The 11,566-nt window shown below is 65.7% G+C and carries 11 protein-coding genes; 4 read left to right on the forward strand and 7 right to left on the reverse strand.

Features of this window, described 5'->3' with window-relative positions:
* Window positions 1–41 precede the first annotated feature (41 nt).
* Complete coding sequence (locus NFV80_RS07150) at window positions 42–548, forward strand: hybrid sensor histidine kinase/response regulator (RefSeq protein WP_295327921.1); 507 nt, start codon at window positions 42–44, stop codon at window positions 546–548.
* 43 nt (window positions 549–591) lie between these two features.
* Here NFV80_RS07150 and NFV80_RS07155 read toward each other — a convergent pair whose 3' ends face one another.
* The 7 genes from NFV80_RS07155 to NFV80_RS07185 form a co-directional block, all read right to left on the reverse strand.
* Window positions 592–1,080, reverse strand: a complete 489-nt coding sequence (locus NFV80_RS07155) for a tetratricopeptide repeat protein (protein WP_295327919.1) — start codon at window positions 1,078–1,080, stop codon at window positions 592–594.
* 39 nt (window positions 1,081–1,119) lie between these two features.
* Window positions 1,120–2,559, reverse strand: coding sequence for a DegQ family serine endoprotease (locus tag NFV80_RS07160; RefSeq protein WP_295327917.1), 1,440 nt, complete (start codon window positions 2,557–2,559; stop codon window positions 1,120–1,122).
* Between the two features lie 80 nt (window positions 2,560–2,639).
* On the reverse strand, window positions 2,640–3,956 hold the full coding sequence (locus NFV80_RS07165; RefSeq protein ID WP_295327915.1) for an ATP-binding protein: 1,317 nt from the start codon (window positions 3,954–3,956) through the stop codon (window positions 2,640–2,642).
* A complete protein-coding gene (locus NFV80_RS07170; RefSeq protein WP_295327913.1) occupies window positions 3,953–4,609 on the reverse strand; it encodes a response regulator in 657 nt (218 codons plus the stop codon). The genes NFV80_RS07165 and NFV80_RS07170 overlap by 4 nt, the downstream gene beginning before the upstream one ends.
* A gap of 11 nt (window positions 4,610–4,620) precedes the next feature.
* Window positions 4,621–5,598, reverse strand: coding sequence for a UTP--glucose-1-phosphate uridylyltransferase GalU (gene galU / locus NFV80_RS07175; protein WP_295327911.1), 978 nt, complete (start codon window positions 5,596–5,598; stop codon window positions 4,621–4,623).
* 58 nt (window positions 5,599–5,656) lie between these two features.
* Entirely contained in the window at window positions 5,657–5,968 is a 312-nt protein-coding gene (locus NFV80_RS07180) for a hypothetical protein (protein WP_295327909.1), read from the reverse strand.
* A gap of 25 nt (window positions 5,969–5,993) precedes the next feature.
* A complete protein-coding gene (locus NFV80_RS07185) occupies window positions 5,994–6,815 on the reverse strand; it encodes an SAM-dependent methyltransferase (protein ID WP_295327907.1) in 822 nt (273 codons plus the stop codon).
* Between the two features lie 128 nt (window positions 6,816–6,943).
* Between NFV80_RS07185 and ylqF the strand changes: the two genes are divergently transcribed.
* From ylqF to NFV80_RS07200, 3 genes are all read left to right on the forward strand, one after another.
* Complete coding sequence (gene ylqF, locus NFV80_RS07190; RefSeq protein ID WP_295328064.1) at window positions 6,944–7,834, forward strand: ribosome biogenesis GTPase YlqF; 891 nt, start codon at window positions 6,944–6,946, stop codon at window positions 7,832–7,834.
* A complete protein-coding gene (locus NFV80_RS07195; protein ID WP_295327905.1) occupies window positions 7,835–8,743 on the forward strand; it encodes an acyltransferase in 909 nt (302 codons plus the stop codon).
* Between the two features lie 131 nt (window positions 8,744–8,874).
* Window positions 8,875–11,562: a LuxR C-terminal-related transcriptional regulator gene (locus tag NFV80_RS07200; protein ID WP_296758259.1), complete on the forward strand. Its 2,688-nt coding sequence runs from the start codon at window positions 8,875–8,877 to the stop codon at window positions 11,560–11,562.
* The last annotated feature ends 4 nt before the right edge of the window (window positions 11,563–11,566 follow it).

The following is an 11,566-nucleotide window of genomic DNA, read 5'->3' on the forward strand; positions in this document are numbered from 1 at the left end:
GGAGGGGGCTTTGCCATTGACGCGGTGATCGGGCGACCGAAATGGACGATTACCTGAGCAAACCGTTCGTCACCGATTGCCTTTCGGCGGTTCTTCCGCGTTGGCTACCGCACGCCGGTACTGCGGAGGCCAGTTGGCCATTGCACTCTCCGCGGTCTGATTCCACGATCGCCGAGCAGCCGCTCGATCGGCGTGCATTGGACGCCATCCGGGAACTGCCAGATGGCAGCGGTGTGCTGCTCCTGCGCAAGCTGATCCGTGCTTTCCTCGGCGATGCACCGCGCCGCCTCGCTGCGATGCGGGCGGCCGTGGATGCTGGCGATGCCGGCGGGCTGCGCGATGGCGCGCATCGCATGAAATCAAGCAGTGCGACGGTCGGTGCCGATCGGCTGGCGGCATTGTGCTCGGAACTGGAACTGCTCGCTCGCAGCGGCAGCGTCGAGGGCGCTGGAGCGCTGCTGACGAAGACGGAAGCAGAGCTGCCGCGCGTGCTTGTGGCGCTGCGGCAGCAACGGCAGCGACAAGGCAGGAGGAGCCCGTCTCGGTGAACCGGCCGGCGGCGTGCCACAGCGGCGGGCCTCTGCGCGCGCATCAGCACTCCCCTGGCCGCTTCGACACGCCTGCAGCTTGACGGGGAGCCGCGCTTCCACTTTGCGCGAAGCTCGCGATGCGCGCAATGGCGCGTTCAGCCTTGCCGCAACCGGGTCGTGCCGAGAGCGCCGCGCGTAGCGCCCGGATTGCCTGCGGGTAGCGCCGCAGGCGGAAGAGGATCAGCCCGAGCTCGTACCAGGCGCTGGCCAGTGTCGAGCCGTGGCCGCTGGCCGCCTGCAGGCATTGGGCCGAGGCCTGCAGGCGGTGGTCCACGCGAGCAGGCGTGTCGCCGGTGGCCGCGTCTGCCGCGCGGAAGGCCTGCATGGCCTGTTCGCGACGGCGCGTCCGGTAGTACACGAGACCGAGGAACTGCAGCGACACGATGTCGTCCGGGATCGCCTGCAGGATGCTGCGCGCGATCCATTCGGCCTGTAACAGGTCGCCGCTCTGGTAGAAGGTGCCGAGCAGGTCGAACAGGGCGTCAATCATTGGCAGGCCGCGTCCGGCTGCCGGCAGTTTGCGCGCGCATCAACCGAGTTCCACCGGGACGAAGATCTTCGCGTTGTCGCGCTCGATCAACAGTGCCACGCTCTTGCCCGCCTTGTCGAGCAGGCTGCGCAGTTGGTCGACATCGCGTACCGTCTGGCCGTTGAGCGAAACGATGATGTCGCCGGGCCGGATGCCTGCCCGTGCGGCGGGCCCGCTGACGCTCTCGACGACCAGCCCGTCGGGATTTTCGACCTGATGGCGTTCGCTCGCCGTCAATGCCCGCAGCGCCAGACCAAGGCGCGACTTGTCGGCATCCCCATGCGCTGCCGAAGCGATGCGGGGGCCGGGAATCTCGCCGACCGCCAGCGTGAAATCGCGGCTCGCGCCCTTGCGCCAGACCTTCACGCGGATCTGCGTGCCCGGCTTGAGGGCGGCAATCAGTGGCGGCAGCTCCGATGACCGGCCGATGACGGTGTCGTTCAGCCTGAGGATGATGTCCCCCGCTTCGAGACCGGCGGCAGCCGCCGGACTGCCCTTTTCGACCGAGCTGACCAGTGCACCGGCCGAACTTTTCAGGCCGAACGATTCGGCCAGCGATTGCGAAACTTCCTGGATGGTGACTCCGAGGCGGCCGTGGCTGACCTTGCCGTGCTGCACCAGTTGTTCCTTGACATTCATCGCCACGTCGATCGGGATGGCGAAGGAAATGCCCTGATAGCCGCCGCTGCGGCTGTAGATTTGCGAGTTGATGCCGATCACCTCGCCGTCGAGATTGAGCAGCGGACCGCCGGAGTTGCCGGGATTGACGGGCACGTCGGTCTGCAGGAAGGGCACGTAGCTGTCACCCGCCAGCGTGCGCGATTTTGCCGAAACGATACCGGCGGTGACGCTGTTCTCGAAGCCGAAGGGGGAGCCGATCGCCACTACCCACTCGCCAACCCGTGTCCGCGCCGGGTCGCCGAGCCGCAGAACCGGCAGATCCCTGGTCTCGATGCGCAGTACCGCAACGTCTGTCAATTTGTCGAGGCCGACCACCTTGGCCCTGAATTCTCTCTTGTCGGTCAGTTTGACGGTGACCTCGTCGGCGTCGGCGACGACGTGCGCGTTGGTCAGGATCAGTCCGTCGGCACCGACGATGAAACCGGAGCCCTGGCCACGTGCGGGAGCCGGGTCGCGCGGCGCGGGCATCCCGAAGCGGCGGAAAAATTCGAACATCGGATCGTCGGGGTCGATCGCACTGACCGTTTTCGACACGCCGCTGACACTGATATTGACCACTGCCGGGCCACTCTGCTCGACGATGCTGGTGAAATCGGGCAGCGTCATTGCCGATCGCGGTGGCGTTGCCGGGGCGGCAGCGACTGCGGCGATCGCCTCGCCGGGACGCATCGCTTCCGCGCCGAACCTGGCGTAGCCAGCGCCGATGGCGCTCAGCAGAGCCACTGCAAGCAGACTGCGTTTGAGGGTTTGTTTTTCCATGCTGATCTCCTGTTGTGCCTGAACGGGAAGCGCACGGCTTCCGAAGCACGCAACTTAGATCACTGCGACTTAAATCTGACTTAAGGTGCGAGCGATCGGGAGAATTCGACGCGGGCGCGCAGGCCGCCCAGGGGCGCGTCGTCGAGTACGACGCATGCGCGATGACGATCGGCGATCGTCCTGACGATCGCCAGGCCGAGGCCGCTGCCCGCTTCGTCGGTCTGTGCGCGGCGATAGAAGCGGTCGAATACGCGTTGGCGCTCGTCTACGGGTATGCCGGGACCCGAGTCGCACACTTCGAGGAAGGCGCAGCGCGCATCTTCACCGCTGCTGACGTCTACCCTGCCGCCGATTGGCGTGTAACGAAGCGCGTTGCTCACCAGATTGCCGAGCAGGATGCGCAGCGCGTCTTCGTCACCGTCGACCCGCACCGCTTCGCTCGTCGGCGTTGCGCCGAGGTCGATTCGCCGGGCCTCGGCCAGCGGCAGATGCTCGGCGATGACGCGCACTGCGAGTTCCACCAGGTTCACCGAGGTCGATTGGCGCTCGCCGCCACCGGGTTCCTGGCGGGCCAGGGTCAGCAATTGCTGCACGGTATGGGTGGCGCGCTGCAAGCCGCCCTTGAGTTCGCCGAAGGCCTCGGCGCGCGCTGCGGCGTCGCCGGCACGTTCGGCAAGTTGCGCCTGCAGGGCCAGCGCGGCGAGTGGCGTGCGCAGCTCGTGCGCCGCGTCGGCGATGAATTCGCGTTGCGCCGCGAGCGCGCGCGAGAGGCGGGCCAGCAGGTCGTTGAGAGCCGAGATCAGGGGTACCACCTCGCCGGGCACCCCGCGAATCGGCAAGGGGTCGAGCGCCGTCGCCGTGCGCACGGTCACTGCCTGGGCAACGACATCGAGCGGGCGCAGACCACGGCCGACGACGATCCAGATCAAGACGCCGAGCAGCGGCAGGGTCAGCAGAAAGGGCAGAATCGTTCGCAGGGCGGCGGCGAGAGCCAGTTGTTCGCGCACCTGCATCGGCTGCGCCACCTGGATCATCTGGGCGCCGAACTGCAGGCCGAAAACCCGCCACTTGCCATGACCGGTGTCGATCGTGGCGAAGCCGAGAGGGGTCTGACGGGGAAGTTCCTGGCGCGGATGCGAAAGGTAGATACGGGTTCCGTCCGCACCCCAGATCTGGACCGAAAAATGCTGTGCGTCGTGGTCGGGCCCAAATTCGCGCGGCTGTGCATTCTGGAAGGCGTGGTCACGCAGCGACAGGGCCAACTGGCGCAGTTGATAGTCGAACATCTCGTGTGCCTCGTCGCGCGCCGTGCGGTACGTGGCAAGCGCACCGAGCAGCATGGTCAGGGTGATGGCCGACAACAAGGTGAGCAACAGTTGGTGCCGGATCGACTTCATGGCGGTACCAGATAACCGACGCCGCGGATGTTCCTGATCCGCTCGGCGCCGAGCTTGCGGCGCAGCGAATGGATATGGACCTCGACGGCGTTGCTTTCGATTTCCTCGCCCCAGCCGTAGATCCGCTCCTCGAGCCTCGCGCGCGACAGCGGTACTCCGGGCTGTTCGAGCAGTGCCTGCAACAGCGCAAACTCTCGCGCCGAGAGCGGTACCGGCTGGCCGCTCCGGGTCAACTCGTGCGTCGCCGGATTCATGCGCAGGTCGCCAAGCACGATCACCGGGTCGGCGCGGCCGGCATGGCGACGCACGACGGCGCGCATACGGGCGGCAAGTTCGTCGAGGTCGAAGGGCTTGACGAGGTAGTCGTCGGCACCGGTATCGAGTCCGGCGATACGGTCGGCAACGGAATCGCGGGCAGTAATCACCAGCACCGGAATGCGATTGTCGCTGCCGCGCAGCCTAGCGAGCAGTTCCAGACCGGACCTGCGAGGCAGTCCGAGGTCGAGCAGCAACATTTCGTAGGGCGTGGTCGCCAGCGCCAGCTCGGCGGCCTCTCCATCGCGCAGCCAGTCGACCGCATAGCCGTCCTGGCGCAGCCCCTGCTGCACGCTCTTGCCGATCATCGGGTCGTCCTCGACGAGCAGAACGCGCATCGTCCTTCCTCTTACGCTCCCGATGCCGGGTCAGCGGATGTCGATGGCGGCAGGTGGCGACGAGTGCAGTTGCCGGAAGAACCGGTATCGGCTGCCGGCGCCGGTCGTCCGCGAGTTTCCAGCCAGGCGGCGAACTCCGGGCCGATTTCGGGGTGCGCTTCGGCGAGGACCACGCTGGCCTGCATCAGTCCCAGCTTGCTGCCGCAGTCGTAACGCTGCCCGTGGTAGCGATAGGCGAGTACGCGTTCGCTCGCGAGCAAGGCAGCGATGCCGTCGGTGAGCTGGATTTCTCCGCCCGCACCGCGGGGCTGCGCGCGGATCAGGTCGAAAACTGCCGGGGTCAGCAGGTAGCGGCCGGCCACTGCCAGGTTGGAAGGGGCCATGCTGGGTTGCGGCTTTTCGATCAGCCCGTCGACATCGAGCAGATCGGCCGCCAGGAAGCCGCCGTGGACAATGCCATAGCGGCTGGTCTGGTCCTCGGGGACTTCCTGTATGGCGAGGATGCTGCAATGGTGCTCGGCGAACAGGTCGGTCATCTGCCGCAGGATCGGGGGGGCGCCGATCATCAGATCGTCGGCGAGCAGGACGGCAAAGGGCTCGCCGTGTACCAGTCGTTCGGCACAAAGGATCGCATGGCCGAGGCCGAGGGCTCGTGGCTGACGGACATACACACAGTCCATGTCGTCCGGCTTGATCGAGTGTACCAGCGCCATCAGCTCGTCCTTGCCGGTAGCGGCGAGTTCGGCCTCGAGTTCGTAGGCGGTGTCGAAATGGTCCTCGATCGATCGCTTGTTGCGGCCCGTGACGAAGATCATTTCCCGGATCCCCGCGGCATAGGCCTCTTCCACCGCGTACTGGATCAGCGGCTTGTCGACCACGGCCAGCATTTCCTTGGGGCTGGCCTTGGTCGCGGGCAGGAAACGCGTGCCCAGCCCGGCCACGGGGAAAACCGCCTTCTGAATCATCCGATCACCTTTCTTCCTTGTCATCACCAAACCTTGCCTGGCATCGTCGGCAAACACGTCGCATGCGCGCGCAGCCCACGCTTCAGCCGATGTGTGCCGAACTCCACGCACTGCCTCCCCAAATTGCCAGCAAACACGCTAGCAGGAGCACGATGCGCGCTGCGCGGTAAACCCTGCTGCCGCCTTCGGCCACGACGAGCAAGTGCAGGGCGCCCCAGGCGACGGCGATGCCGGCGATCAGGGGAATCCCGATTACCTGCAGCTCGATGGAGTTCAGCGCCAGGATTCGGCCTTCCCGCCAGGGTACCGCGACGAAAATGCCAAACGTCCACAACAGCGCCGTGCTGCCGACGGCGCAAAGCAAGGCGACGCTGCGGGTAATCCATTTTTCCATTGATCTTCCGTCCGCGTCCTTTTCGTCAATAGAGGAACCGATCGTGCAACTCGTCGAGGTTCAGATGGTGCAGGATTCTTGCGAGCCGCGTCGCCGCGTTGCGCCGCACCGCGTCGGTGCGGCGGGCGATGATCAGCTCGTTCTTCAGCGAGTGTTCCCAGCCGACGAGTTCGGTAACCGCCACCTGGTACCCATGTGCTTCCAGTTGCAGGCAGCGCAGGACATTGGTCAGTTGGCTGCCGAACTCGCGGGTGTGGATCGGGTGTCGCCAGAGTTCGGACAACGGCGTGGTCGCAAAGGACTCGTTCTTTCGCCGGCGCAGGACGGCAGCGACCTCGGCCTGGCAGCAGGGGACGAGAACGATGTGTCTGGCCCGACGGTGCAGGGCAAAGCGGATGGCGTCGTCTGTGGCGGTGTCGCAGGCGTGCAGAGCGGTGACGATATCGACTCCGCCGGGCAGTTCCGTCGAGTCGATGCTATCCTCGACGCGCAGGCGCAGGAACGACATGCGCACAAAGCCAAGGCGTCCGGCCAGTTGGCGCGAGCGCTCGACGAGTTCGTCGCGCGCCTCGATGCCGTAGATGTGTCCGTCTTTCCGGTGCTTGAAGAACAGGTCGTACAGCAGAAATCCAAGGTACGACTTGCCGGCCCCATGGTCGGCCAGGATCGGGCCATTGCCATCGACGACGAGTTCGGCAAGCAGCGGTTCGATGAATTGGAAAAGGTGGTACACCTGCTTGAGTTTGCGCCGGCTGTCCTGATTGAGCTTGCCGTCACGAGTCAGGATATGCAGTTCCTTGAGCAGTTCGATCGACTGTCCTGGCCGGATTTCGGGATTCGTGGGCAAGTTCTTGCTGCCGTGGTTCTCGCTAAACCCGCATTCTAGCGTCTTGCCCGTCGTCGCGGTGCGCGCGCAAGCGGCGCAACGGTCGAAGCAGTGGGATAATGCTTCGTTCGATAACCTCCGGACTTTGCATGGCGATTCAGTGGTATCCCGGCCACATGGCCTCGGCGCGCAAGAAGGCGGCGGAAACGATGACCTCGATCGACGTGGTCATCGAGGTAGTCGATGCGCGCCTGCCCGAGGCGAGTACGAATCCACTGGTGCGCGAACTTCGCCTGCACCGTCAGCGACCATGTCTCAAGGTGCTCAACAAGGCCGATCTCGCCGACCCGCAGGTGACGCAGGCCTGGCTCAACTACTACAACCGGCAGGACGGCGTGCACGCGGTGGCGCTGTCGTGTCGCCGAGCCGGCGACGTGGCGCGCCTTCCCGCACTTTGCCAGACTCTCGCACCGCATCGCAGCGAGAGCACGAAACCTCTGCGCATGATGATCATGGGAATTCCGAACGTCGGCAAGTCGACGCTGATGAATGCCATGCTCAAGCGCAGGCTGGCCAAGGTGGGCGACGAACCGGCGGTGACCCGCTCGCAGCAGACTTCGCAGCTCGACATCCGGCATTCGATCACCGACACGCCGGGGCTGCTCTGGCCAAGGATCGAGTATCCGAGCGATGGGTTGATGCTTGCCGCGAGCAATGCGATCGGCCGCAACGCGATGATCGAGGACGAAGTGGCGATCTTCCTCGCCGGATTGTTGCTGGTGCGCTACCCTGCGCTGCTGGCGAAACGATATGGGCTGTCGGCCGACGCCATGGGCGTCGCCGACGCGGCGGGAATGATCGAGGAAATTGCCCGCCGGCGCAGCCTGCGTCGGCGCGGCGGCGAGCTCGATCGCGAAAAGGCGGCCAAGGTCCTGCTGCAGGATTACCGTGACGGCATGCTCGGCCGCATCAGCCTGGAGACGCCGGCCACGCGCAGCACCCTGCTGGCGACGGAACGGGTGAGCGAGGAAAGCGCGTAAATGCTGAATTTCCTGCCGGCATCCCTGCTCGGCCTGATCGCGTTCGTGCTGTTGCTGCTCAACTGCCTGTTCTGGGTGCCGATCCTGCTCGCGCTTGCGGTCGTCAAACTGCTGTTGCCGTTCACCGCCGCTCGTCTGCGTCTGGACCCCCTGCTGGTGGGGATCGCCGAGCGCTGGATTGCGTTCAACAGTTGCTGGATGGCGCTTACCCAGACAGCCGAGTGGGATGTCGAGGGGATCGCTGGACTCGACCGGCGTGGCTGGTACCTGGTCAACTGCAACCATCAATCGTGGGCCGACATTCTCGTCCTCCAGCACCTGTTGACCCGCCGCGTTCCCCTCCTCAAGTTCTTTCTGAAGCAGCAACTGGTCTGGGTGCCGATCATGGGATTGGCGTGGTGGGCTCTCGATTTCCCCTTCATGCGACGGCACAGCGAAGAGGCAATCAAGGCGCACCCGGAACTGCGCGGCAAGGACCAGGAAGCGACGCGGCGGGCGTGCGAGAAGTTTTCGCTGATTCCGACCAGCGTCGTGAATTTCTGTGAAGGTACGCGCTTCACGAGCGCCAAGCACCAGCGGCAGAGGTCGCCGTATCGTCACCTGCTGAAACCCAAGGCTGGCGGCATCGCACTGGCGCTAAACGTGATGGGCGACAAGTTCCGCGCCATTCTCGACGTCACCATCGTCTATCCGGGTGGAGCTCCCGACTTCTGGGACTTTCTTTGCGGCCGCATGAGATGTGTACGGGTTCGCGTGCGGACCTTGCCGGTGCCCAGGCATCTGGCGACCGGCGACTACGCCAGCGATCCCGAGATTCGCGAGGCCTTCCAGCAATGGCTGCGTCAGATCTGGCAGGCCAAGGATGAGCAGATCGACCACCTGCTCGATCTTCCCGCAGCCGGATCGTGAGGGACGCCGGTGCCGGACAGGGGATGCCGCAGCGAATCACCTCCGACAGCAATGCGCAGTTTCGTCCGCCTGACGTATCATCGCCGGTTCCTCGTTCTCGTTCCCGCGTGCAGGGTCGGCGGCGCCTAGCAATGTCATCCATCCAGATCGTCCGAAGCAAACTGCAGCGTCCCCGGGTTTCCCGCGATCTGATCGTTCCCGGCGACCTGCTCGCGCGGCTGGAAACGGCTGGCTCTCGGCCGCTGACGCTGCTGGTGGCGCCGGCGGGCTATGGCAAGACCGCGCTCGTGGCCCACTGGCTGGAGGGTCGTGCTGGTCTGGCTGCCTGGCTCTCGCTGGACCAAACCGATAGTGATCCGGTCGTTTTCGCGACTTATCTGGTTGCCGCCGTGCGCACGGCGATCCCCGAGGCCTGCGCCGAGACGTGGGAGTGCCTGGAGGCCGGGCGACAGGAGTCGCCCGCGCAGCTCGCGGGCAGTCTCAGCAACGATTTCGGCGTGTTGCCGGCGCCGCTGGTCGTGGTGCTCGACGACTACCAGCGGATCGATTCGCCGCAGACGCACGCCCTGCTCGATGCCATCCTGGCCCGCCCTGCGAACGCCTTGCACCTGGTGGTGATCGCCCGCCGCGATCCGCCGCTGTCGCTCGGGGCGCTGCGGGTGCGTCAGGCGATCGACGAAATTCGCTGGCGCGACCTGCAACTGGGCCCACGCGAAACGGCATTGCTGCTCGAGCGCTGCGCCGGGCACACCGTCGACAGCCCCCTGCTTGACCGGGTACAGACTTGCGCCGAGGGCTGGCCGGTCGGTGTTCGCCTGGCGGCACTCGCCGCGCGCCATGGCGACGACGCAGGGGATGCGGGCTTCGGCGGAAGTTCGCCACAGGTCTGGCAGTATTTTGTCGAGGAGGTAATGGCCGGGCAGAGTGCCGTGGCGCGCGAAGGCCTGTATCGGACGTCGATCCTCGAACGCTTCTGCGTGCCGCTGTGCGCAGCCTTGCTGGGCGAAGTCGCGGCGCCGGCGCAATGTCCTGGCGGGCATTCGTTCTTCGACTTCGTGGCGAACGGCGGCCTGCTCTGTTTCCCGGTCGGTGAGAGTGGCAAGTGGTACCGCCATCATCCCCTATTCCGCGAGTTCCTGCAGAGGCAACTCGCTGTGCACAGTTCGCCGGCGGAGATCGCCGAAATGCATCGGCGAGCAGCGCTGTGGCTGGAAACGCAAGGCCTCCTCGAAGAGGCGATTGCGCATGCGCTCGCCGCCGACGGTGCGACGATCGCCGGGCAACTGTTGGCGCGGCATCGAACGCCATTGATGGAGAGGCAGCAGCGGCAACGGCTCGAACACTGTCTTCGCATCCTGCCCGCGGACACCGTCGAGAACAGTCCGCTGCTCCTGTTGCTGAAAGCCTGGCTGCTGCACCATCAGGGACGGCACGTCGAGATTCCGACCCTGCTCGAACGCATCGAGGCGCTGCACGAGTGTTCTGTTGACGCCGATGCCGCGGCGTCGGCCTTCCTGCGTGGCGGCGTGCTGGCCTTGCGCAGCCTGCAGCGATATCTGGAAGGCAGTGCGGAACTTGCACTGACGACCGCCGAGCTTGCCCTGCAGCACTTGCCGGACGACTGCCCGCCGGCCCGTGTCATCGCGCAGGCGGTGATTGCGGGGGCACGGCAAATGTGTGGCGATCTGCCAGGCGCCCGGCAGTCGATTCGTGACGCGCTGGCACGCGCTCCGGGGCCGATCGACGAGTGTCAGGCGCCGCTGGTGGCGGCGCTGTGTTTCATCGACTGGATGGCGGCTGACCTGTCGGCCCTGCAGTGGACGGCCAACCAGTACTGTCGGATCGGCGAGATCGCGAGCGGCGATGCGGGCGGACTGGCGCTGGGTCGCTATTTCCACGGTCTGGTGTATTACCAGCGCAACGAACTGGCGCTGGCCGAGGCGACCCTGTTGCCGGCCTTGGCCGCGCCGAAGGCGCCTCGCCTCGGCTACCGCACCGAAGTGTCGTTCGTCCTGGCGGCGGTTTATCAGGCACTCGGACAGGCGGATCGCGCTCGCCAGATCATCGACTCGGTTTGTGCGCACTTGCTGCGCACGGGCGACGGGCCGGCACTGTTTCGCGCGCAGGCGCGTCAGGCCGACCTCGCCTTGCGGCAGGGGCGGCTCGACGAGGCGCGCGAGTGGGCGCGCAACTTCGACCCGGATCCGATCCACTTTGGCTACCGTTTCAGCAATGTGCCGCAGTTGACCCTGGCCCGGGTGTGGATCGCCGAGGGCAGTGGCGAAGATCGCGAGCAGGCAGGCCGCCTGCTGCAACTGCTCGAAGGCGAACTCGCCGCCCGTTGCAACGTCCGTTTCCTGATCGAGGTGCTGGCCTTGCAGGCGATGCTGCAGCAGGTGCAGGGAGAGACCACCGCCGCCTGTGAGGTGCTCGCTCGCGCCGTCGCGCTGGCGCAGCCGGGTGGTTTCATCCGCCTCTTCGTCGATCTCGGGCAGGAACTCGTGCCACCGCTGAAACGCCTGCATCTTGCCCGGGGCAGCAGCGCTCGTCATGTCGCCCACATTCTCTCGGCGTTCGATGACGAATGGCTGGTGAGCGCCGGTCGCCAGCAAGTCGGCGCCGACCTCACCCGCCGCGAACTGAAGATCCTCAAATTGCTCGCAGTGCGTCTGAGCAACGTCGAGATTTCAGAGGAATTGTGCATCTCGCGTGCGACGGTCAAGCGGCACACCCAGAACATCTACCGTAAGCTGCGTGCCTCGAGTCGCCGCGAGGCGGTCGTCCGGGCGAGAACCCTGAACATCCTTACCGACGGCTGAGCGC

The organism is Accumulibacter sp., from assembly GCF_023806565.1.
In the GTDB taxonomy this organism is placed as follows: Bacteria; Pseudomonadota; Gammaproteobacteria; order Burkholderiales; family Rhodocyclaceae; genus Accumulibacter.

Excerpts from the sequence above, each read along its gene's own strand:
- NFV80_RS07150 (WP_295327921.1), top strand. The coding sequence starts at position 42 with ATGGACGATTACCTGAGCAAACCGTTCGTCACCGATTGCCTTTCGGCG.
- NFV80_RS07155 (WP_295327919.1), bottom strand. The coding sequence starts at position 1,080 with ATGATTGACGCCCTGTTCGACCTGCTCGGCACCTTCTACCAGAGCGGC.
- NFV80_RS07160 (WP_295327917.1), bottom strand. The coding sequence starts at position 2,559 with ATGGAAAAACAAACCCTCAAACGCAGTCTGCTTGCAGTGGCTCTGCTG.
- NFV80_RS07165 (WP_295327915.1), bottom strand. The coding sequence starts at position 3,956 with ATGAAGTCGATCCGGCACCAACTGTTGCTCACCTTGTTGTCGGCCATC.
- NFV80_RS07170 (WP_295327913.1), bottom strand. The coding sequence starts at position 4,609 with ATGCGCGTTCTGCTCGTCGAGGACGACCCGATGATCGGCAAGAGCGTG.
- galU (WP_295327911.1), bottom strand. The coding sequence starts at position 5,598 with ATGACAAGGAAGAAAGGTGATCGGATGATTCAGAAGGCGGTTTTCCCC.
- NFV80_RS07180 (WP_295327909.1), bottom strand. The coding sequence starts at position 5,968 with ATGGAAAAATGGATTACCCGCAGCGTCGCCTTGCTTTGCGCCGTCGGC.
- ylqF (WP_295328064.1), top strand. The coding sequence starts at position 6,944 with ATGGCGATTCAGTGGTATCCCGGCCACATGGCCTCGGCGCGCAAGAAG.
- NFV80_RS07195 (WP_295327905.1), top strand. The coding sequence starts at position 7,835 with ATGCTGAATTTCCTGCCGGCATCCCTGCTCGGCCTGATCGCGTTCGTG.
- NFV80_RS07200 (WP_296758259.1), top strand. The coding sequence starts at position 8,875 with ATGTCATCCATCCAGATCGTCCGAAGCAAACTGCAGCGTCCCCGGGTT.